Source organism: Halochromatium salexigens (assembly GCF_016653295.1).
GTDB lineage: Bacteria > Pseudomonadota > Gammaproteobacteria > Chromatiales > Chromatiaceae > Lamprobacter > Lamprobacter salexigens.
Genome location: NZ_NHSF01000078.1, coordinates 1 through 19970, shown reverse-complemented (window position 1 = coordinate 19970; position 19970 = coordinate 1). Strand labels below are relative to the sequence as shown.

Here is a 19970-nt window from a genome sequence, read left to right as displayed (position 1 = left end):
GGGTGCAGCAGGCGGTAGGGCAAGGAAGCGCATCGTCCCCGAGCTGGGCAGCGAGCAGCTCCAGTGCCCCGCGGGCACGCAGCAAAGGATAACTCCTTCGGGGAATATGATCACCCGGGACTAAACACCTAGAAACGCTAGCTCGGCGGCGCCTTAGTCGCCAATGCCTCAATCCTCCTTCGGTTGCCGGCAAAACTCGCGCATGAGTTCCCAGCGCTGCCTGCACCGTGATGGTGGCGCGCCAAAGATCCCCTCTTGGAGTGTTCTGAGGATCCGCTTTCGCAGCGACGGTTTTGGCCTGGGCGACGGACGCGTGGCGTTATCGGCTGGCTGCTGGGGTGGTGCGTGCGCCTGGGGCTGGTCGTGGTCTGTAACGCGCATCTGTTTTCATCTCCGTGATCGTCGGCGCCGCAGGCGTCTCGGCCTCAGGCGCCGGTGTGCATCTTGATCGCGAGGAAGATTACCAGAAAACGAAATGCAAACTGTTCTGTTTTTTGTTGACGAATCGGCTGGGTCTGCTAACCTAGATGATAATGGTTCTCATGTAGGGCCAGCCGCTCCAGCCAGCCCAAGCGGTCAAGACCGACGGCCAGCCGGATGTGTCCAAGACCACCCGGGCCTTAGCGCCCCATGACGGAGACATCGGTATGTCCAGCATCCACAGGTCCACCTCCGATTCGACCCTTGCCCTCGATTCCCTCCCGCTGCACCTGCCGCCCGAGCTGCTCAAGGCGCGTCTCGCGGGCCTGATCCGAGCCTCGGCCAAGCAGGGCGCCGCCGCCGTGGCGGAGACGGTGGTGCGCCATTTTCAGGCGCTCTCCCTGCATCCACAGCTCGCCGCCGATCTCGATGAGCGCGCGGCCTATTGCCGTGGCGCGCGGCATTGGCGTGGACTGGCCGCGCTCGGCGAGGTCTCCGCGAGCCACCGCGTTGGATCTGTTCCAGCAGGAGCCGTCTGATGGTGAAGCCTTACTTGAGCGACTTCAGCACCGGGCTCGCCAACGATGCCCGCTCGCCGACGGCAGCCGATGGCCGGGCACGCCCGGGTGCCGGGCGCTCTGGGCGTTGGGATCCCGGGCAGGTGCGCTACCTCGGCCATTGGCCTGAGCCGTTGGCCGATCTCGCGCTCCTCGGCCGCGTTTGGGGTGAGCAGGGCAATGAGCGGGCGGTCGCGGTCGATCCATCGCTGGTGCCTTGCGTGCTCGAGACGCTCGTCGATCAGGTGCATCCATTGGTGGTGATCAGCGGCAGCGGCGGTTGGATCAGCCGTTCGATCCAGCAGTTCTATGCCCATGCCTACCTCGATGGGCAGCTCTCGCTGCGTGGTGACGAGGCGCGTATCGACCTCGATGTGCGCGCGATCGACAGCGCCTGGGTCGTCGGTGAACGCGCGGGCGGGGTCGATCAGCGCTCGCTGCGGCTCTACGACGAGGACGGTCGCGCGCTGGCGGTCCTCGCCTCCGCTGCTGCGCCGCGCGACTGCGCCGGCGGTATGGAGACGGGCCCCGCTGCCAACCCCCGGTTTTGCCGGGACGACGCGCGGCTCTGGACCACGTTGATGAACGCCTTGACCAGCTGAGTGCCACCGCGATGTGTGAAAAATGTCCAGGATTGAGTTCAGCGCTTGACCCGCTGATCAGGGGAGCCGTACCGGCCAACGTCGACGCCGGACTCGTCCCATGGGGCCAAGGGGGCGGAGCGCTCGCTCACCAGGAATGCGAGCAGGCGACGGAGCCGCGCGGCGGCACCAGGGGCCGCAGCCGATTGTGGGATCTTTGGCATAAGTACCACTGCCCGATCATCGGGACCTGTCTCGAGGTCAATGATCTGCGTCGTCTCGCGCGCAAGGTCGGTGCCAGGATGCTCAACCAGGCGCCGACGGACTTCGAGGTGCATGTCAGCTTCGTCGCCGCGGCCGAAGAGAAGAATGCGCTCTCGATCGCCGTGCAGAAGGAGTTGGAGCGGCGCTACGCGCGCAGCGTGAAACGCTTTGCGGCGGCAAAATCGTCCGCCGCGCTGCTCGAGCTGTGGCAACAGGCGCTGGCCGAAGGCGAGGTGCAGGGCGCGTTCTGGGCGGTGATGACCCACGGGCTCGCCGATGTCGCGGTGCGCTCGCGCGCTTATGAGGATATCCACATGCTGTCGCACCAAATCGGTGCCGGTCTGCGCGCCGATCTGGCGGCGCTGGCCAAGGCGCGCAAGGAGCTCGCGCGCGTGCGCAAGGACAGCGAGACCGAGGCCAAGCAGCAGGCGCGGCGGATGCAGGCGAAGCTCAGCGAGATCGGGCAGTTACGCGAGCGCGTCGCGCAACTGGAGGGCATCGAGCAGGCCTATGAGGCGATGCGTGAGCGCCTGCGCGCGCTTGAGGACGACCCTGAGCGGCGCGCCTTGCGGACACAGGTCACGGAGCTGGAGCAGGACAATGAGCGTCAGGGTCGCCAATTGGCCGATGCCGAACTGCGGGCGAACGCATTGGAGGCGGCGTTGGGAGCGGCTGAATCCGAGGTCGTCGAGATCACGGCCCGCTTGAACGAACAGGTGCGTGCCTGCGAGGCCCTCGAGCGCCTTGTCGGGATTGGTGCTGAGGCCGCCGGTTGTATGGCGCAAGATGGCGCACCCTGTTGCGAGGGGCAGTGTCGCGAGGGTCAAGACGGCGTCCTGGATCTGGCGGGGCGTCGCATCCTCTGTGTCGGCGGCCGCAGCGATCTGGCGTCACGCTACCGCGATCTGGTGCAGCGCTGTAATGGCGAGATGATCCGCCACGACGGCGGTCTCGAGGACAGTCAGCAGCGCCTGCAGGCGGCGCTGGCAAGCGCGGATGCGGTGATCTGTCCGGCCGATGCCGTCAGCCACAATGCCTACTCACGCACCAAGCGCTTCTGCAAGCGGATGGGCAAGCCTTGTGTGCTGGTGCCGCGCTCCAGTGTTGGCGCCTTTGCCGAGGCGCTGACGGCGCTGGCTGATCCGCCACACCAGCAGGCGTTGCAGGGGCCGGTCAGTCTGGGCGGCGAGCGTCTGCCGGGACCAAGCGGCGCGGCCTGAACCAAACGCCGGCGGCTTGAGCGAGCACGCTTGAAAACCTCAAAACAACGTGGGAGATTCGTGATGCGACATGTGAAGAAGCGTTCGCGCCATGAGGGTGGCACTCGCGCCTGGCGGCTTGCCCAGATGGGGGTGCGCGCTGTTCGCGGTTTGTATCCGGGTTACGGCGTGGTCGGATTGGTGCCGCCGGTGCTCATCGTCGCGCTGATGTTGGCGCTGCTGCTGTGGGGGCTGTCGCCACGGGAAGCGGGCGCGTAAGCGACCTTCACGGCGGCGCGTTGAGCGGTCAGGCACAGCCTGAGTTTCGATTGGCGCAAAATAATGCAAGCGGTTATCATATCGATTCAAGCAAGCTGAGATCATAAAAGCGCTGGGCATGACAGGAGAACACATGAGCGAAGCTGAGCGAGGCTCGAACGCGACCAGCAATGCGCCACAGGCCGGTGATCGGCCCGCGCCTGCTGGTGGGGTAGGGCAACCGCATCACGCCGAAGGGCGACCCGCGCCAGCCGAGGCGCCTCGGCATCCGTCGGCCGATCCGGGTGCCTATCAGGCGCCCTATCAGGGGTATCAGGCGCCGCCTTATCAGGCAGGCGCTGGCTATCCCTATCCTTACTACCCGCCTTATCCGCCACCGGGATTCCAGGCCCAAACACCCGGGATGATGCCCGGCTACATGCCTGGCCAAGGCGGCGCGCCGATGGGTGGACATGCGACGGCCGGGGGTGCATCGGGCGCGGGTGCCGGACCCGGTCCCGGCCCGCAGGCCGGGATGCAGCAGCTGTTCGAGGAGCTTGCCCAGGGTGGCAACGGGCTCAACAGCCTGACGCGCATGCTCAGTCTGGATGACACCGAGTTCTGGAAGGGCGCACTCGTGGGCGCGGCAGCGGTGCTGCTCCTGACCAACGATCAGGTCCAGGATGCCTTGTTCAAATCCGGCGCCAAGGCCAAGAGCGCGGTCAAGAGCGGTGCCGATAAGCTCAAGGAGCGGGCCTCGGCAGGGGACACCGACAGCGGGAACGATGGATGAGCAATGAATATGACCGCACCCTGATGCACGCCCCGAGCTCCTACGCGTCGCCCGCGCCGGCTGGTGATCCTGTCCGCGCCTTTGATCGCGGCTTCGGGGCGTCCTCGGATGGCTGCTCGGCCCTTGGGCAGTTCGCGATGCTGGGCGCCGTGATCGGTGGCTCTGCGGCCGCGGGCGCCAATATCCGCCGCTTGCAGCGCCAGGAGATCGATGCCCTCGGTGCCCTCGCCGATACGGGTCGAGCCGCGCTTGCGACGGCGGCGGCGAGCGCCGTCGCCGCTGCCGCCGCCGGTGCTGTTCAGCGCCAGGGGTTGCTGCGGCTCGGTGTGCTGTTCGCGAGTGGTACCGCGGTGATGTACGGGATTCAACGCTACCTGGAGCGGGACATCGAGCAGGAGGTGAAATCATGAGTCGTTCCCAGCACGGCATGCAGCGCCAGCGGCATGGCGTCACCAAAAACCTCGTGGAAGGCGTCGGCGGAGTCATCGTCGGCGCGGCCTTGGTGGTCTTCGCTAGTCAATGGTTCAAGCGCCGCCAGCAACGCGGTCTGGCGACGGAGCCCGCCGAGGCCGAAGCACTGCTTGCGGAGCGGCCAGCCACGGCGGCCGACGCGCCCCGCACCGCAAACACGCCTGGAGACTAATCCATGAGCCAATACGACGATCGATCCTGTTATCCCCCAACAGCTGTCGGTCAAGGCACGCCCTACAACCCCAACGGGCTGTTCGAGATGGCCAAGCTCGGCACCATCATTGGCCTGACCGGCGCCGGAGCCGCTAACCTGCATCGGCTGCGTCAGAGCGAGGTGGAGGCCGGCGAGGCGACGCTCAACACCTTGCGCGCTGGTGTTGCCTCGGGTGTCGCAACCGCCGCGGCGACCTTGGTCGCGAGCCAATTCCGCAACGCCCCCCTGGCGCTGGCAGCGACGCTGGTGACCGGCACGGCGACGATGTATGCGCTGAATCCCGCTGGTCCATCCAGGCGCGAGGCCGAGCATGCGCTGTCGACGGCCGAACGCGAGGCGGGGGCTGCCTAAGAGACTGGCGCGCCCCCTGCTCGGTCACCCTCCGAGCGATGATCCGCGATCCCGTTTCCTCATCCGTTTTCGAGTATTCACACATGAGCGATCACACCTATCCGCAAGGGCCGTTTTCTCAAGCCCCGATGCAAGGCGCCCCCATGGGTCCAATGGGGGCGGATCAGGGGTACTACCCGCCCCATGCGCCGCAACAACCGGGCATGATGCCGGCCGGCGGTTACCACCATGCAGGCCATGCCGGCTATGCTCCGGGCGCCTACCAACAGATGCCCATGGCGCCGCAGGCCGGCATGGGCGCGGGCATGGGCACGGGGCCGGGCGCGGGCAGCGGTTATTCGACACCAGCGCCACAGCCGTTCTTCAATCTTGGCAATGATCGCTTCCTCAAGGGCTTGCTGATCGGTGCCGCGGCCGCCTACCTGCTCACCAACGAGAACGTGCAGCGCACCGCCATCAAGGGCGCGGTCAAGCTCTGGGGTGGCCTCCAGGGTGGCGTCGAGGAACTCAAGGAACGCTTCCACGACGCCGAGGCCGAGATCCAGACCGCCGAGTCGCACAAAGACGCCTGAGCTTGCGCCTGAGGCCGACCTTTCGACGCATGCCGTGGCGCTGACCAACTATCGCATCATCCATGAGGTGCCGGGCCGCCTGCGCCTGCGCATCCCGGCCCTGGGCGAGCCCGGCTGCGAGGCCGGGGCGCTCGAGGATTGGATCGAGGCCGCCGCGCCGACCCGAGAGGTGCGCGCCAATCGGTCCGCGCGGGCGCTGATCATCCACTACCAGGGGAGTGACGAGGCACGGCAGTCACTGCTGCGCCGCCTCGAGCACTTCTCGACCGAACCGATCCCCGGCTACAGCGAGGGCGATGTCCACGAGGCCGAGATCGCGCCGATGATCACGACCCTGTTCACGCTGGCGACGCTGCCGTTCCTGACGCCGCCGATGCGCGTCGTGCTGACCTTCGCCAACGTCGGCTCCACCCTTGCCAAGGGCGCCGACACCCTGATCCATGAGGGCATCAAGGTCGAGGTGCTGGATGCGCTCGCGGTTGGCCTCGCGGCGGCCAACGGCAAGCTGTTCACGGCCAATCTGACCGATCTGCTGCTCGATCTCGGCGCATTCCTGGAGCGTCGCACCCAGCGCCAGTCCGATCGGCTGCTGCGCCGACTGTTGCGACCCGATCCGGCGATGGCCTGGGTCGAGCGCGACGGCGAGCTGGTGCAGATCTCGGGCGACGAGGTGTGCGCCGGCGAGACGGTGGTCGTCGGCGTCGGCGAGACCGTTCCGGTCGACGGCCATGTCATCGATGGCTTGGCGCTGGTCAATCAGGCCGGCGTCACCGGCGAGGATGTGCCGGTGCGCAAGGAGGCGCCGGCCCGGGTCATCGCCGGCTCGGTGCTGGTGGAAGGGCGCCTGCGACTCGAAGCCACGCGCGTGGGCGAGGACACCACCACCGCGCGGGTCTCGCGCTTCATCCAGACCTCACTGGCCGAGCAGGCGGCGACGCAATGCCTGGCCGATGAGCTGGCCGATAAACGGGTCTATCTCACCCTCGGTACAGGCGCCGCCGTCTATGCCCTGACCCGCGATCTGGCGCGGCTGCAATCGGTGTTCCTGGTCGATTATTCCTGCGCACTGAAGCTCGGCACCCCGGTCGCGTTCAAGTCCGGGATGTCGCGCGCCGCCGAGCATGGCGTGCTGATGAAGGGCGGCGAGGCGATCGAGACCCTGGCCGAGATCGATACCCTGGTGTTCGACAAGACCGGCACCCTGACCCACAGCGATCTGCTGGTCACCGATGTCGTCGTGCTGCCCGGCAGCTGCGCCTGCACCGAGACCGAGCTACTGGCAATGGTGGCCTCGGTCGAGGAGCATGCCAGCCATCCGATCGCCCAGGCCGTGGTCGAGGCCGCCCGCGAGCGCGATCTGGCGCATATCTCCCACGGCGAGGTCGACTACCTGGTCGCCCATGGCCTGCAGGCCGAGGTCGATGGCGGGCGCATCGTGGTCGGCAGCCGGCATTATCTCGAAGCGCATAGGGCGATCGACTTCCAGGTCCATCAGGCGCAGATCGACGCGCTGCAAGCCGAAGGCAAGACGCTGCTGTTCGTCGGCAACGCCGAGGGCGCGGTCGGGCTGATCGCGCTGCGCGACAGCTTGCGCGAGGAGGCCCCAGCGGCGCTCGCGCGGCTACGTGCGCTGGGCATCAAGCAGTTGATCATGATCACCGGCGATCGGCGCGAGAAAGGCGAGGCGCTGGCCGCCGAGCTGGGGCTCGATGCGGTGTACGCCGAGATGGCGCCCGAGGACAAGGCGAGCGTGATCGAGGGCCTGCAGCGCGCCGGACACAAAGTGGGCTTTGTCGGCGACGGTGTCAACGACGGGCCGGCGCTGGCGGTGGCCGATATCGGCATCGCGATGCCGCGCGGCGCCGATATCGCCCGCGCGACCGCCGATGTGGTGCTGATGGATGATCGACTCCAGGCGGTGGCCGATGCCCGCGAGATCGCCCACAAGACCATGCGCCTGATCCAGCAGAACTTCACCGCTGCGGTGGGCATCAATACCGGCGTGCTGACCGGTGCGGTGCTCGGTTGGCTGTCGCCGGTGGCTAGCGCGCTGCTGCACAACGGTTCGACCATCGGCATCCTGGTCAACGCCCTCAAAGGGGTTTCGTTGGAGGCTGAGTCGCAAGGTCAAGGTTCGATGCAAACGCCGCCATTGGCACTCACGCACAAGGTCGATTAAGTCCTACCGCTTGATCGTGGTTCGGTCATCGATCAGCCCCGCCTTGGTCTGGCAAGGTCAGACATTGCACCCGATCTCCGCTATTCTCGCCTAAGCCACCCTGTCCAACAGGCGACAGCGATGCAACATGCTCATCGTCGAGCCCGAGATCCACTTCATCATCCAGTGACTGCGCTTCTGGCCGGCGCGGATCTCAGCGAGTGCTTGCGCGTAGATCGGCGCTTGGGCTTGAGCGAAGCGCTTGAGTTTGTGGGGATCAGTCTGGCTGGTCATGCTGCCCCCAACGATCCTGATGGATCAGCGCCTTGAGGTCCGTGCGTTCCAGCCAGCCCGCGACCTCGAGCTCCGGGCGCTCACGGAAGAAGGCGACAGCGCCAACGCAAAGATAGGCGGTGACCTCGGGGGTCACCGAGAAACTGGCAAAACGCCTACTCTGCGTTTCAATGACGCCTTCTCAGAACTCCACCGCAAGCTGAGCGACGAAGGCGTTAGAGTTGTTACCAGTGCCGCCGTCGCGGGTGCTGTAGTCCTTGTCATGCGCGTATTCAAAGGACAGCGCCGTGCCATCGAAGAGGCCGATCGACCAGCCAAACGCCCAGCGCGTCTCCGGCAGCTCCAGGTTAACCGCCTCGCTGCTGCCCTGATAGGCGACGGCGGCGACCGACTCCTTGCCGAAGGCCTCAAAGTTATAGCCCAGCTCAATATTCCAAGCCGCAGGCTCGGCGCCCTTGTTCTTGAAGCTCAGGCTGTCCGGGTCGAAACGCTCGGTGGCCGAGAGATACTCGCCGATCAGATTGAAGTCGCGATAGACCAGCCCGAGGTTCGCGGTCCAGCCGCCGGTGCGCTCGGTGGGGTCCAGGCTGAATTGCTCTGCCTCTTCGGGGCGTAGCTCCTCGATCTCGAGCTGACGCGCGGCGCGGTTATCGGCGACGCTGTCCTGCAGCGTATCGGAGTCGCCAAGATCGTTGATATAGCCGGCGCCGATCGTCCAGACTAGGTCTTCGCGCTCCTGGGCGAAAGCCAGGTTCGCACCCCAACTGTCGATGTGATTGTCACCATTGACCTTGTTGTCGCCATTGAACGCGTAGGCACTGCCGCTGAAGCCCTGATAGACGAAGCCAAGCTGGGCTGCGGTCTCACGGCTCTCGCCGATCTCGAGCGTGAGCGGATCGGAGACTAGATTGGTCTCATAGGCGCCGAAGGGTACGTAGAACTGACCAGCCGTGAAGAATACCGGCGTCACGTCTGGGTTGGCGATGGTGATCATCGCCAGATCCACCTCGAGATCGGTGTCGTCTTCCTCGTAAAGCAGCGAGGCCATGGCCTCGACCCAGTCGGTGACCTGAGCGGCGATGCCGAGCTCGAAGGTCGCGAGCACCAGATCCGATTCGCTCGAGCCCTCGTCGGGGTCGACATAGACGCCTTCAACCTCGATCAGGCCGCCGATCTCGATGTTCTCGATCCAGCCACCGAGGCTGGCACTAGTGTCGCGTTTGGTGTCCAAGGCCTCCTCCAGTTGCTCGACGCGTTGCGGCGACCCTTCGAGCTGCTGTTTTTGCTGGACGATCGTGCGCTGCTGCTGATCGATCGCGGCGGCCTGCTCGCGGTTCTCTTGCTCGAGGCGTCGAACGCGCTCTTCTAGGGTCTGCGCCGTCACTTGGCCTGAGGTGCCGGCACCCAGGGCCAAGGCAATGGCCCAACTCAGTCGTTGTGTCTTCATGCGTTGTCGCGCTCCGATTGTAGGTTCAACGAGGTAGCGGTTTGCACCGGCCACCGTGGGCCGGAAGGGACTAGCGGCGCGTTATGATCATACGTCTACAGAAATCGTATTATCAAGCGCCTGCAAAAACCACTGCGACTATGTTAACGAACAATACTCGAAACGAGAAGTGTTTTTATTACTATAAGCGTCGTGTCCAATGCCGCCCAGTTCTGGATGGTCAGGCTAAGGACCGAGACCGCCGCAACGCCGAAGCCGCAGCTCTTAAGGGTGGTAGGCTGAAAGTGACCCTTTGACGGGAGCGCGGCCAAGGCAGCGCTCGTCACGACACTGGTGGACCTCGATGGTCAGGTGATCGAGGCCCGGAATGGACCGCAGCCGCTGCTTGTACTCTTCGACTGGACGTGGCTCATGCGTCACCAGTGAGAGGATGCAAGCGCGGCTGGCTGCGCCAATCCGCCAAAGATGCAGATCGGCGATTGCGACATCAGGTTCCGCCTCAATCGCGGTGTGAATGCGGGTGGCGATCTCACGATGATCCTCGGCGTCGAGCAGCGAGCGGGCACTGTCGCGGGCGAGGTTCCAAGACCAACTGCCGATTAAGGCGGCGCCGACCATGCCCATCACGGGATCGAGAAAGCCCCAGCCGAATAGCATGCCGGCACCGAGCGCGGCGATCGCCAACAGGGAGGTCATGGCGTCGGCGAGCACATGCAGGTAGGCGGCGCGCAGATTGTGATCCTTGTGCTCGGCGCCGGGCGAATGATAATCGTGGGCATGACCGTGATCATGGCCGTGGCCATGATGATGGCCACCCCCCTGGGCCAAGATCCAAGCGCTGACCAGATTCACCACCAGCCCGAGGCAGGCGACTAGCATCGCATCGGCATAGCGGATCTCGATGGGTTGAAACAGCCGACTGATGGATTCGACCAGCATCCAGAGGGCACCCAGGCCGAGCAGCAGGGCGCTGCTATAACCGGCCAGGGTCGGAATTTTGCCGGTGCCAAAGGTGAAGCGCGGGTTCTTGGCCCAGCGCCGCGCGAGGCCATAGGCGAACACACTCAAGCCGAGGGCTGCCGCATGACTGCCCATATGCCAGCCGTCAGCCAGCAGCGCCATGGAGCCGGTCAGCCAGCCAGCGGTAAGCTCGATGACCATGGTCACCAGCGTCAGATAGACCACCCAACGCGTGCGCCGCTCGGCCTTCACCTCGGCGCTGGTGCTGAAATCGTGCTCGTGTTGCCAGGCGTCGAGACTGTGCAGATGCATGATGGAATCTGGTTAGGGTTGCTTGGTTAACGCATCGAAGATGAATGAGAGCCTCGATAGTGTACAGGCTTAAAGCCTGATACTAATGATTTGCATCATTTTGATGCCTGGCCGATATTTCAGCCCGATTTCAGCCATGAGCGCCTGTAAATGGGCATTCGCTGCCGGATGCGGGTGCATGCTCCACCGCGAATGCGGCTTGCGCCCACGCTCGCATAAGGCCTCCAACGCGGCGAGTTCTGGCTCGTCGAAGCTAGCGCGCAGCCGATCGGGACGGTTGAGCGGACAGAGCGGACCTCGCCGCACAAATGGCGTTCGACCAGGCTTATACGCTGCGATGTCGTCGAAAGCTGACTCATCCGCTATGCTAATAAGGTAGTCCACCAAACACTAAAGAAGTACAGTGTCGCCTTCGCGCGCCACGAGGATGGTTCCATGAAACTGTGCAAGACGTGTTTTTCCTCGCCCTGGCCATTTATGATGGTTACCGCAATCGCTATCATGACTGGATTCGTCACTTGGCTGACTCTGGGCCTCTCTCAACCCGAGCCGCAAGTGCAACTCGCGGTTGGCCTGATCGCCTTCATCGCCGTGGAGGCGACGTTGATTCACTATGTCATCTCCTGCATGCGCCGGCATTGTCGGCATCATGCGAAGAAGGTCGATCCTGGTCGCCACCTGAGCTCCGGCGCCTGACCGCGCAGGGGTTGCGACAGAGGGGCGCATTGACTCCGCAGTAGGCCGGGTCAAAGGCGCTCGGTCTGCTTCTGGCTGACCTCGGCGACACGGTTGCGCAAATAGACCGGCAGCGCCTGATCCGGGCGCTTGCCTTGGTCACTCATGGCACGCGCGAGCCAGGCGATATCCTCGGCCTCGGGGCCGATCTCGGTGAGTCGTCCCGGGATGGGCTCCGGTGTTGCTTCCAGTGCCGATCGATGCCGCTCTTGCAGGGTGGGATAGGCCTCCCAGCCATTGCCGGCCGCGCACCAGCTAGTTCCCGCCAGGGCCGGCGTCGATTCGGGTGCGAGCACGCCTTCCTGATCGATCAGCGTCAGTGCATTCGGCCCGTCAACCCGGAAGCATCCCCAATAGACCTCGCCCATGCGGGCATCGAGCGCGCAGGCGATGCGCCGCTGACCCGTGCGCCGATAGGCCGCGCGCGCGGTTGCCGCGAGCGTCGAGACGGCGATCACGGGTCGGTTCGCACCGAAGGCGACGCCTTGGGCGACAGCGGCGGCAATGCGCACGCCGGTGAATGAACCCGGTCCCCGGCCATAGGCGATGGCGTCCAATTCGCTCAGGCGCAGGCCGGCCTCCCGCAGCAGGTCGTCCAGCATGCCGAGGATCAGGTCAGCGTGTCGGCGCGGGGCGTGCTCGTGCCGCTGTTTGAGCCGATCGGCGATGAGCAGGGCTGCCGAGCAACAGGCGCCCGAGGTTTCCAGTGCCAGGATCTTCATTGATTCTCTTCTTTTTTGAGTTTAGCGGGACGCTTGACCCACCACATCCATCAACTTGGCGTAATCGATGACCACATCGTACTCCACCTCAATGCGCTGGCCGATCTCATCTGGCCCTTCTGCACGATGTACTGCAGCGACTTGTAACGCCCTCGGGGATGGCGATCGAGGGCGCCTTGCACGAAGCACAAAGGCAAGCCTCATGTCTCAACGGCTACACTCTTGGCGGCAGCACTCGTGCCCTGAGCACCTTAAAAGGGCTGCTCAGCACGGCAAGGAGTTCATCGCGGTTGCGGAGCCAGAAAGTTGTGCACAGCGGCGCGTGCGCGCATGATCCCGATAAGGCGACATGGAGCGTCTCGACGGCATCCGATTAGGGGATCAAAAACCATTGATCAATATGACTATTTTTGCTTGATCCTGGGGTTGCCTTGAGATTAAGCGCTGTTGCCGTCAGCGGCGTCAACTGGATGTCCAAGACTCGTCCACAGACTTATCCACAGTTTTATGCCCTGTTCAATGCTGTTCGACGCGACCAAGTTCATCCAGAATGTCCAGCACTAGCTGCTGGCCTTGGCTGTCCATGCCCTGGGTGAGTTGCTCCGGATTGCGCTCGCCATTGATCATCGGTCGGATGACCGCAGCCAGTCGCGCCATTGGGCCGCCGACCGTGTTCATCTGCTCCGCCATGTTGCCGATCAGCATCAGGGCCTGGGCATTGCCCGTGCCCGCAGCATGGATCATATGCGCGAGGCCGGGGGCGGCCAATGTGGGGTCTTGACGCTGGGCGGGTTCGGGTAGGCTGTGAGGGTCCTGAAGACCGCGCAGGATGGCTTCGGCGATGATCTGGTCTTCCTCATCTAATCCGGCGTAGATCTCGTGGCCTCGCTCACCTGCGGCGATGCGCCTGATCGCGCCGACGAGGGTCTGCCATCCTTGCTGTTCGGCTTGCTGTAGTAAGGCGTTGAAGGTCTGGGCCTGATCGGGATGCTGGCAGCTTTCGGCGACCTGACGGATGAAGTCGGCATGGACCAGACGGATCTGCTCGTGCCGATCGGGAAACTCGGACATGCAATACTCCTCTTCTGAAGCGGGCGCTAGCGATCCAGGAAGCTCATGAACTCGGCACGGGTGCGGGCATCGGACTCGAAGGTGCCACGCATCGCGCTCGAGATTGTCGTGCTGTTCTGTTTCTGTACGCCGCGCATCATCATGCAGGTGTGGCTGGCTTCCATCACCACCGCGACACCGTGGGCGCCCAAATGCTCCATCAGTGCATCAGCGACCTGACTGGTTAGGCGCTCCTGCACCTGCAAGCGGCGCGCGAAGACATCGACCACGCGTGCTACCTTGCTGAGGCCGACCACCTTACCGTTGGGTAGATAGCCCACATGCGCCTGGCCGAAGAAGGGCAGCATGTGGTGTTCGCAGAGGCTGTAGAACTCGATGCCACGCACGATGACCATCTCGCGGACATCTTCCTCGAACAGCGCCTTCTTGATGATCTCCTCGGCCGACAGCGCGTAGCCACTGGTGAGGAAATCCAGCGCCTTGGCCACGCGCAGCGGCGTGCGTTTGAGTCCCTCGCGCCCCGGGTCCTCGCCGAGGTGGCTCAGCATCTCGTGGACGAGATGCTCTTTGCGCGCGTCATAGACCTCTTGCTCGTCGATTGGCTCAAAACTGTCGGCGCAGTGGGCGTCGCTCAGGCGCGAAAGCGTGGTGTGTGCAGGCATAGTCAATGTTCCTTGTCCGGCGATGCGCCGGCGTGAGGCGTATCGTCATGGGTGCTAGCGAAGAGTAGGGGTCATCGCATTGAAATACGACCAGGCGGCCATGGCTGAGTAGGCGTTACAGAAGCACCAGGGGACGACAGCCCAGCCCGATGGAAGGTCAGAGGCGGATTCGTTAAACTGAGATGAACGCCGAGCACTCGAACTCGGGTTAACCGCGACCGCAGCCGCGCTCGCGCGATGACAGTAACCGGAGTCGCATCATCCGATCTCCGCCATGCCATTCCGAGCGGGACGCACCAGGCCCTCGCCCTGGCTGCCGAAGCCCGCGCTTCGACCGAGCTCGTCCCGATCCGCGCTCATGCCCCGGTGTGCGTTGCGACAACGCGCATCCCTACGTCTACCCCTAGCCTCGAGGATTTCCAGATGTGTGGATTCTGCGGTGAGATCCGCTTCGATGGTCAGCCGATCGATCTTGGTGCATTGGCTGCCGTGAATCAGAGTATGCAGGCTCGCGGGCCCGATGGCAGCGGTCTGTATCAGCAGGCTCAGGTCGCGCTCGGCCACCGCCGACTCAGCATCATCGATCTCAGCCCGCATGGCAACCAGCCCATGGTCGATAGCGAGCTTGGGCTGACCATCGCCTTCAACGGTTGCATCTACAACTACAAGGAACTGCGCGAAGAACTCAAGGGTCAGGGTTATCGGTTCTTCTCGCACAGCGATACCGAGGTGATCCTGAAAGCCTTCCATGCCTGGGGGGCGGACTGTGTGCAGCGGTTCCACGGGATGTTCGCGTTCGCCATCGCCGAGCGCGATAGCGGGCGTCTGACCTTGGTGCGCGATCGGCTCGGCATCAAGCCGTTCTACTATGCCGAGCTGCCCGGCGCCTTGCGATTTGCCTCCAGCCTGCCGGCGCTGCTCGCCGGTGGCGGCATCGACACCGACCTCGATCCGGTCGCGCTGCACTACTACATGCACTTCCATGCCGTGGTGCCGGCGCCGCATACCATCTTGCGGGGCGCCCGCAAGCTGCCGCCGGCGACGATTCGGGTGATCGAGCCTGATGGTCAGGTGCGCGATCATCAATACTGGCAGCCGAGCTTCATCGCTAGCCCGCAGGAGCAGGCGCTGAGTTTCGAGGAGTGGCAGGACCAGGTGCTGGCGGCCTTGCGCACCGCCGTCGACCGGCGCCTGGTGGCCGATGTCGATGTCGGCGTGCTGCTCTCCGGTGGCTTGGATTCGAGCCTCATCGTCGGCCTGCTGGCCGAGCAGGGCCAGCGCGGGCTGAACACCTTCTCGGTCGGTTTCGAGAGCGTCGGCGACGAGGCCGGTGATGAGTTCCAGTACTCGGACATCATCGCCAAGCACTACGCCACCGATCATCACAAGATCCAGGTCGACTCGCGCAACCGGCTGCTCTCGAGTCTGCCAGGCTGCGTGCGCGCGATGTCCGAGCCGATGGTCAGTCATGACGTCATCGGTTTTTACTTGCTCTCGCAAGAGGTCGCCAAGCATGTCAAGGTGGTGCAGAGCGGCCAGGGCGCCGACGAGGTTTTCGGCGGTTATCACTGGTATCCGCCGATGCTCGAGAGCCAAGACCCCGCTGCCGACTACGCGCGCGTGTTCTGTGACCGCGAGCATGCCGAGTATCTGCAAGCGGTGCATCCGCGCTTGCATGGTGAGGACTATAGCCGCGCCTTCATCCGCGCGCATTTTGCGATGCCGGGTGCCGATGCGGCGGTTGATAAGACGCTGCGTATCGATCAGCAGATCATGCTCGTCGATGACCCGGTCAAGCGCGTCGATAACATGACCATGGCCGCCGGCCTGGAGGCACGCGTGCCGTTCCTAGATCACGAGCTGGTCGAACTCGCAGCGCGGATCCCAGCGCGGCATAAACTTTGCGATGACGGTAAATGTGTACTTAAGGCGGTTGGGCGGCGGGTCATCCCGACCGAGGTCATCGACCGACCCAAGGGCTATTTCCCGGTTCCGGCCTTGAAGTACCCGCGTGGCGAGGTGCTCGAGATGATGCGCGAGACGGTGCTGAGCCAGCGCGCGCGCGAGCGCGAGCTGTTCCAGCCGGCCTATGTGCAGCCGCTGCTCGATGCACCAGATGAGCACATTACGCCGTTGCGCGGCTCCAAATTGTGGCAGGTGACGCTGCTGGAGCTGTGGCTCCAAGAGCAGGGCATCTGAATATCGCTCGGCTAGCGGCTGACTGTTGTAACGAAAGCGAATAACCGGAGACACCGGACGAGGGGACAGCGCAATGAGCACGCGAGAGCACATCCATCACCGGCTCGAACGGCGGCGGGCGCAGTCGGTCAGCAGCTGGGATAACGAGCGCCGACATGAGAACGAGATCTGGTCGGAGACGGCCGTGGACTGTGGCTGGGGACGCCTGATCTTCGGGCAGACCTTCAACGATCCGCAGAAGCTGGCCGAATGTCTGCAGGAAGAAGGCTCGGGCCGGCGTGATGTAGCCATGTATCTGCGTGATCCGCACGTGGTGCTGTCCTACGCCCCGCAGGATCTGTTCCTTGATCCCTCGCATACCTTTCGCTTGTGGCTGGATCGCTATCAATATTCGCATCGGCGGCCTAAGGGGTTTGTTGTGCGCCTGCTCAACAACCATGCCGACGCCGAGGCCGTGCATCGGCTCTACGCCTCGCGCCGTATGGTGCCGCCGAGCGCTGAGTTTATCTGGCGCCAGCGGGCTTCACGCGTGGTTCAATTCTGGGTCGCGCAGGACGAGCAGGACGGCGGTATCCTCGGCTGTGTGAATGGTATCGACCATGTCGAAGCCTTCGGCGATGTCGAGCGCGGCGCGAGTCTCTGGGCCTTGGCGGTCGACTCCCAGGCCCCGTATCCGGGCATTGGCGAGGCGCTGGTGCGGCAGGTGGCCGAGTTCTACCAGGCCCGCGGTCGCGCCTTCCTGGACCTGTCGGTGATGCATGACAACAAGGGCGCGATCCGCCTCTACGAGAAACTCGGTTTCGAGCGCGTGCCGGTGTTCGCGCTAAAGAACAAGAATGCCTATAACGAGCCGCTGTTCATCGGCCGGCAGCCAGCGGCGAAGCTCAATCCCTATGCCGCGATCATCGTCAACGAGGCGCGCCGGCGAGGGATCGGCATCGAGGTCATCGATGCCGAAGCCGGTTACTTCGCGCTTGGCCTCGGCGGCCGGCGCATTGTCTGCCGGGAGTCCTTGAGCGAGTTGACCACGGCGGTGGCGATGAGCCGCTGCGATGATAAGGTTGTGACCCAGCGGCTGTTGCGTCACGCCGGCCTTAAGGTGCCGGATCAATGCGCTTATGAGGCCTTGGATCAGGCCGAGGCCTTCCTAACGCGCCATGGCAGTGTCGTCGTGAAGCCGGCACGCGGCGAGCAAGGAGCGGGTATCAGTGTCGATATCCGCGATCCGAACGATCTCGAGCGCGCGATCAAGAACGCGCGGCGCATCTGCGAGACGGTGATCCTGGAGCAGTTCTGCAGCGGTGCGGATTTGCGTATCATCGTGATCAATTTTCAGGTGGTGGCCGCCGCGATCCGCAAGCCGGCGCAGATCGTCGGCACTGGCGCGCACCCGATTGGCGATCTGATCCAGATCCAGAGCCGACGGCGACGGGCGGCGACAAACGGTGAATCGAGTATCCCGGTGGACGATGAGACCGAGCGCTGTGTGCGCGAGGCGGGCTTCAAGATGGAGGAGACCTTGCCCTACGGACGCACCCTGGTGGTGCGAAAAACCGCCAATCTGCACACCGGCGGCACCATTCATGATGTCACCGCCGAACTGAGTCCGGCGCTGGCGCAAGCGGCCTCGAAAGCGGCGCGCGTGCTTGACATTCCGGTAACGGGGCTGGATTTTCTAGTGCCGGACGTAAGTGCGTCCGATTATGTGATCATCGAGGCCAACGAGCGGCCTGGGCTGGCCAATCACGAGCCCCAGCCCACCGCCGAGCGCTTCGTCGACTTGCTCTTTCCGCAGACCGCAGCCCGGGAGCTCAGCGCTTGAAGCATCTTCGTATCGATACCGAGTACTTACTCGATATTCTGCTCAAACTTCTTTTCACACCCAGTCCCGCCGGGTACACGGATCGGGTTGTTCACCTCATTTGCGAGGAACTCGAGCGCCTCGATGTGCCCTTTGAACTGACGCGTCGAGGTGCGATTCGCGCGACGCTGAAGGGCGAGAATGAACGCCCCAACAAGGCCATCGTCGCGCACATCGATACTCTGGGCGCGATGGTCAAGGCGCTGAAGCCAAACGGGCGTCTGCAGCTGGTCCCGATTGGCCATTGGAACTCACGCTTCGCCGAAGGCGCGCGTTGCACCCTGTTTACCGATATCGGCCAGCATCGCGGCACCATCCTGCCGTTGAAGGCCTCCGGCCATACCTTCGGCCCCGAGATCGATAAGCAGGAGGGTGGCTGGGATCATGTCGAGTTTCGCATCGACGAGCGTGTATTCGAGCTGCAGGATCTGCTGCATCTTGGGGTCCATGTCGGCGATTTCGTCGCTATCGACACCTCGCCGGAGGTCACCGCGACCGGCTTCATCAACGCGCGTCATCTCGATGACAAGGCTGGCGCGGCGCTACTCATGGCGGCGGTGAAAGCGGTCAAGGAGAACGATGTGCGGTTGCCGGTCGACTGCCATCCGTTGTTTACGATTTCGGAAGAGGTGGGCTCCGGGGCCTCGGCGGCCTTGCATAAGGATGTTGCCGAGATGTTGACGATCGATAACGGCACCACTGCGCCGGGGCAGAATTCAAGTGAGTTTGGCTCGACGATCTGCATGGCGGATATGAGCGGACCGTTCGATTATCATCTGACCCATCGCATCATTCAGATCTGTCAGGAATTCCAGATTCCGCACCAGCGTGATGTGTTCAAGTACTACCGCTCCGATAGTGCCGCGGCACTCGAGGCCGGCAACGATGTGCGCACGGCGCTGGTGACCTTTGGCATTGACGCCTCGCACGGTTACGAGCGTATCCATCAGGAAGCCCTGGAGTCCGTTGCTGAACTGGTCGCGATTTATATGCAGTCGCCGCCGCTGTATGCGCGCGACCGATTCGAGATGGGGCCACGCGCCGGCTTTCCCACCGTGCCCGGTTAGATCGCGCTCGGTGAGCGCCCCACACGGGTGTTCAAAGTGGGAAAAGTTGATGGACGGTTTCTAACGCTGACTCCGCTATCAGCGAGGTCCTACCAGCGGACCTTTGCACGGCCATCGCTGTCGCGCGCTTCGACCCAATGCTCGCCGGTCTCGGTGAGCTCCTTCTTCCAGAACGGGGCATCGGTTTTGAGGTAATCGATGATCAGCTCGCAGGCGCGAAAGGCATCACCCCGATGCCGGCTGGTCACTGCGACCAACACAATGGGATCTTCTGGCTCGAGTCGACCGACGCGGTGCAGGATACGAATCCCTTCGAGCTTCCAGCGGCGTTGCGCTTCGGCTGCGATCTTCTCGAGCGCGCGCTCGGTCATCCCTGGGTAATGCTCGAGCGTCATCCCGCGGACGTTGGCGTCCTCGTTGAGGTCACGCATCAGACCGACAAAGGCGACCAGGGCGCCGACCCGAGGCTGGCCGCGACGCAGTTCGTCTTGCTCCGCGAACGGGTCAAAGGGGGTGGACTGGATGCGAATCTGCGTGTGACTCATCGGCTCGCCTCGAATACGACTTTATTGGCTTGGTATGGCTTTATTAGCATGATGGTGGTGCCCCAGTCTATAGGACTTCAGAGGGTTTCAGCATTCTTGATTCACTGGCAGCGAGGCATTGTAATGGTGAACAAAATACCAGATTGCACCAATATGGTTGTCAAGCTTTTTTGAAAATGACAGCGCTTTTCTGACCAACCGCGAGACCCGTTGACGAAGTGTGCAATTGAAGCGTTCAATGTGATTCGTTTGACCGC

General features: G+C 63.6%; 23 protein-coding genes. 14 read left to right on the top strand and 9 right to left on the bottom strand.

The window, feature by feature from the left end:
• The first annotated feature begins 647 nt into the window (after positions 1-647).
• From CCR82_RS17100 to CCR82_RS17055, 10 genes are all read left to right on the top strand, one after another.
• A complete protein-coding gene (locus tag CCR82_RS17100) occupies positions 648-959 on the top strand; it encodes an ATP dependent RNA helicase (protein ID WP_201247024.1) in 312 nt (103 codons plus the stop codon).
• Positions 959-1579: a hypothetical protein gene (locus CCR82_RS17095; protein ID WP_201247023.1), complete on the top strand. Its 621-nt coding sequence runs from the start codon at positions 959-961 to the stop codon at positions 1577-1579. The genes CCR82_RS17100 and CCR82_RS17095 overlap by 1 nt, the downstream gene beginning before the upstream one ends.
• A gap of 185 nt (positions 1580-1764) precedes the next feature.
• Positions 1765-3042 (top strand): DUF2325 domain-containing protein, encoded by a 1278-nt coding sequence (locus CCR82_RS17090; protein WP_201247022.1) that lies wholly within the window; start codon positions 1765-1767, stop codon positions 3040-3042.
• A gap of 63 nt (positions 3043-3105) precedes the next feature.
• A complete protein-coding gene (locus CCR82_RS17085; protein WP_201247021.1) occupies positions 3106-3300 on the top strand; it encodes a hypothetical protein in 195 nt (64 codons plus the stop codon).
• Between the two features lie 133 nt (positions 3301-3433).
• Positions 3434-4072: a hypothetical protein gene (locus CCR82_RS17080; protein ID WP_201247020.1), complete on the top strand. Its 639-nt coding sequence runs from the start codon at positions 3434-3436 to the stop codon at positions 4070-4072.
• The gene (locus tag CCR82_RS17075) at positions 4069-4482 is read left to right on the top strand and encodes a magnetosome protein MamC family protein (protein ID WP_201247019.1); all 414 of its coding nucleotides are present in this window, start codon (positions 4069-4071) and stop codon (positions 4480-4482) included. The genes CCR82_RS17080 and CCR82_RS17075 overlap by 4 nt, the downstream gene beginning before the upstream one ends.
• Positions 4479-4715, top strand: coding sequence for a carbon monoxide dehydrogenase (locus CCR82_RS18800; RefSeq protein WP_242513572.1), 237 nt, complete (start codon positions 4479-4481; stop codon positions 4713-4715). The genes CCR82_RS17075 and CCR82_RS18800 overlap by 4 nt, the downstream gene beginning before the upstream one ends.
• A gap of 3 nt (positions 4716-4718) precedes the next feature.
• Positions 4719-5108, top strand: a complete 390-nt coding sequence (locus CCR82_RS17065; protein ID WP_201247018.1) for a magnetosome protein MamC family protein — start codon at positions 4719-4721, stop codon at positions 5106-5108.
• 83 nt (positions 5109-5191) lie between these two features.
• Positions 5192-5680, top strand: coding sequence for a hypothetical protein (locus tag CCR82_RS17060; protein ID WP_242513571.1), 489 nt, complete (start codon positions 5192-5194; stop codon positions 5678-5680).
• A gap of 34 nt (positions 5681-5714) precedes the next feature.
• Entirely contained in the window at positions 5715-7859 is a 2145-nt protein-coding gene (locus CCR82_RS17055) for a heavy metal translocating P-type ATPase (protein ID WP_201247017.1), read from the top strand.
• A gap of 90 nt (positions 7860-7949) precedes the next feature.
• On the opposite strand, the gene CCR82_RS17050 is transcribed toward CCR82_RS17055, so the two are convergent.
• The 4 genes from CCR82_RS17050 to dmeF form a co-directional block, all read right to left on the bottom strand.
• Complete coding sequence (locus tag CCR82_RS17050; RefSeq protein WP_201247016.1) at positions 7950-8132, bottom strand: DUF1810 family protein; 183 nt, start codon at positions 8130-8132, stop codon at positions 7950-7952.
• Positions 8116-8268 (bottom strand): hypothetical protein, encoded by a 153-nt coding sequence (locus CCR82_RS17045; RefSeq protein ID WP_201247015.1) that lies wholly within the window; start codon positions 8266-8268, stop codon positions 8116-8118. The genes CCR82_RS17050 and CCR82_RS17045 overlap by 17 nt, the downstream gene beginning before the upstream one ends.
• Before the next feature lie 45 nt (positions 8269-8313).
• Entirely contained in the window at positions 8314-9579 is a 1266-nt protein-coding gene (locus tag CCR82_RS17040; RefSeq protein ID WP_201247014.1) for an LbtU family siderophore porin, read from the bottom strand.
• A 264-nt stretch (positions 9580-9843) separates the two neighbouring features.
• Positions 9844-10851 (bottom strand): CDF family Co(II)/Ni(II) efflux transporter DmeF, encoded by a 1008-nt coding sequence (dmeF, locus tag CCR82_RS17035; protein ID WP_201247013.1) that lies wholly within the window; start codon positions 10849-10851, stop codon positions 9844-9846.
• Between the two features lie 435 nt (positions 10852-11286).
• Between dmeF and CCR82_RS17030 the strand changes: the two genes are divergently transcribed.
• Positions 11287-11547, top strand: a complete 261-nt coding sequence (locus CCR82_RS17030; RefSeq protein WP_201247012.1) for a hypothetical protein — start codon at positions 11287-11289, stop codon at positions 11545-11547.
• Positions 11548-11597: 50 nt separating this feature from the next.
• Here CCR82_RS17030 and tsaB read toward each other — a convergent pair whose 3' ends face one another.
• From tsaB to folE, 3 genes are all read right to left on the bottom strand, one after another.
• Positions 11598-12308, bottom strand: a complete 711-nt coding sequence (gene tsaB, locus CCR82_RS17025) for a tRNA (adenosine(37)-N6)-threonylcarbamoyltransferase complex dimerization subunit type 1 TsaB (protein WP_201247011.1) — start codon at positions 12306-12308, stop codon at positions 11598-11600.
• A 516-nt stretch (positions 12309-12824) separates the two neighbouring features.
• Positions 12825-13379, bottom strand: coding sequence for a hypothetical protein (locus CCR82_RS17020; protein ID WP_201247010.1), 555 nt, complete (start codon positions 13377-13379; stop codon positions 12825-12827).
• 26 nt (positions 13380-13405) lie between these two features.
• Positions 13406-14041 carry a GTP cyclohydrolase I FolE gene (folE, locus tag CCR82_RS17015; protein WP_201247009.1) on the bottom strand — a complete coding sequence of 212 codons (636 nt, stop codon included), beginning with the start codon at positions 14039-14041 and terminating at the stop codon, positions 13406-13408.
• 423 nt (positions 14042-14464) lie between these two features.
• Between folE and CCR82_RS17010 the strand changes: the two genes are divergently transcribed.
• The 3 genes from CCR82_RS17010 to CCR82_RS17000 all read left to right on the top strand — a co-directional run bounded on the left by CCR82_RS17010 (position 14465) and on the right by CCR82_RS17000 (position 19168).
• The gene (locus CCR82_RS17010) at positions 14465-16240 is read left to right on the top strand and encodes an N-acetylglutaminylglutamine amidotransferase (RefSeq protein WP_201247008.1); all 1776 of its coding nucleotides are present in this window, start codon (positions 14465-14467) and stop codon (positions 16238-16240) included.
• 73 nt (positions 16241-16313) lie between these two features.
• Entirely contained in the window at positions 16314-18062 is a 1749-nt protein-coding gene (gene ngg, locus CCR82_RS17005) for an N-acetylglutaminylglutamine synthetase (protein WP_201247007.1), read from the top strand.
• Positions 18059-19168 (top strand): osmoprotectant NAGGN system M42 family peptidase, encoded by a 1110-nt coding sequence (locus CCR82_RS17000; protein ID WP_201247006.1) that lies wholly within the window; start codon positions 18059-18061, stop codon positions 19166-19168. Before ngg ends, CCR82_RS17000 begins: the two co-directional genes overlap by 4 nt.
• An 89-nt stretch (positions 19169-19257) precedes the next feature.
• Here the strand turns inward: CCR82_RS17000 and CCR82_RS16995 are convergent, their stop codons facing one another.
• Together CCR82_RS16995 and CCR82_RS16990 are read right to left on the bottom strand one after the other, a co-directional pair.
• Positions 19258-19713 carry a molybdenum cofactor biosynthesis protein MoaE gene (locus CCR82_RS16995; RefSeq protein WP_201247005.1) on the bottom strand — a complete coding sequence of 152 codons (456 nt, stop codon included), beginning with the start codon at positions 19711-19713 and terminating at the stop codon, positions 19258-19260.
• A gap of 87 nt (positions 19714-19800) precedes the next feature.
• Positions 19801-19970, bottom strand: a 170-nt coding sequence (locus CCR82_RS16990) for an IS1 family transposase (protein ID WP_276570509.1), incomplete at its 5' end; no start/stop codon positions are given.

What these genes read in the sequence shown, in the direction of transcription:
- CCR82_RS17100 (WP_201247024.1), top strand. Translation starts at nt 648, where the DNA reads ATGTCCAGCATCCACAGGTCCACCTCCGATTCGACCCTTGCCCTCGAT.
- CCR82_RS17095 (WP_201247023.1), top strand. Translation starts at nt 959, where the DNA reads ATGGTGAAGCCTTACTTGAGCGACTTCAGCACCGGGCTCGCCAACGAT.
- CCR82_RS17085 (WP_201247021.1), top strand. Translation starts at nt 3,106, where the DNA reads ATGCGACATGTGAAGAAGCGTTCGCGCCATGAGGGTGGCACTCGCGCC.
- CCR82_RS17080 (WP_201247020.1), top strand. Translation starts at nt 3,434, where the DNA reads ATGAGCGAAGCTGAGCGAGGCTCGAACGCGACCAGCAATGCGCCACAG.
- CCR82_RS17075 (WP_201247019.1), top strand. Translation starts at nt 4,069, where the DNA reads ATGAGCAATGAATATGACCGCACCCTGATGCACGCCCCGAGCTCCTAC.
- CCR82_RS18800 (WP_242513572.1), top strand. Translation starts at nt 4,479, where the DNA reads ATGAGTCGTTCCCAGCACGGCATGCAGCGCCAGCGGCATGGCGTCACC.
- CCR82_RS17065 (WP_201247018.1), top strand. Translation starts at nt 4,719, where the DNA reads ATGAGCCAATACGACGATCGATCCTGTTATCCCCCAACAGCTGTCGGT.
- CCR82_RS17060 (WP_242513571.1), top strand. Translation starts at nt 5,192, where the DNA reads ATGAGCGATCACACCTATCCGCAAGGGCCGTTTTCTCAAGCCCCGATG.
- CCR82_RS17050 (WP_201247016.1), bottom strand. Translation starts at nt 8,132, where the DNA reads ATGACCAGCCAGACTGATCCCCACAAACTCAAGCGCTTCGCTCAAGCC.
- CCR82_RS17040 (WP_201247014.1), bottom strand. Translation starts at nt 9,579, where the DNA reads ATGAAGACACAACGACTGAGTTGGGCCATTGCCTTGGCCCTGGGTGCC.
- dmeF (WP_201247013.1), bottom strand. Translation starts at nt 10,851, where the DNA reads ATGCATCTGCACAGTCTCGACGCCTGGCAACACGAGCACGATTTCAGC.
- CCR82_RS17030 (WP_201247012.1), top strand. Translation starts at nt 11,287, where the DNA reads ATGAAACTGTGCAAGACGTGTTTTTCCTCGCCCTGGCCATTTATGATG.
- tsaB (WP_201247011.1), bottom strand. Translation starts at nt 12,308, where the DNA reads ATGAAGATCCTGGCACTGGAAACCTCGGGCGCCTGTTGCTCGGCAGCC.
- CCR82_RS17020 (WP_201247010.1), bottom strand. Translation starts at nt 13,379, where the DNA reads ATGTCCGAGTTTCCCGATCGGCACGAGCAGATCCGTCTGGTCCATGCC.
- folE (WP_201247009.1), bottom strand. Translation starts at nt 14,041, where the DNA reads ATGCCTGCACACACCACGCTTTCGCGCCTGAGCGACGCCCACTGCGCC.
- CCR82_RS17010 (WP_201247008.1), top strand. Translation starts at nt 14,465, where the DNA reads ATGTGTGGATTCTGCGGTGAGATCCGCTTCGATGGTCAGCCGATCGAT.
- ngg (WP_201247007.1), top strand. Translation starts at nt 16,314, where the DNA reads ATGAGCACGCGAGAGCACATCCATCACCGGCTCGAACGGCGGCGGGCG.
- CCR82_RS16995 (WP_201247005.1), bottom strand. Translation starts at nt 19,713, where the DNA reads ATGAGTCACACGCAGATTCGCATCCAGTCCACCCCCTTTGACCCGTTC.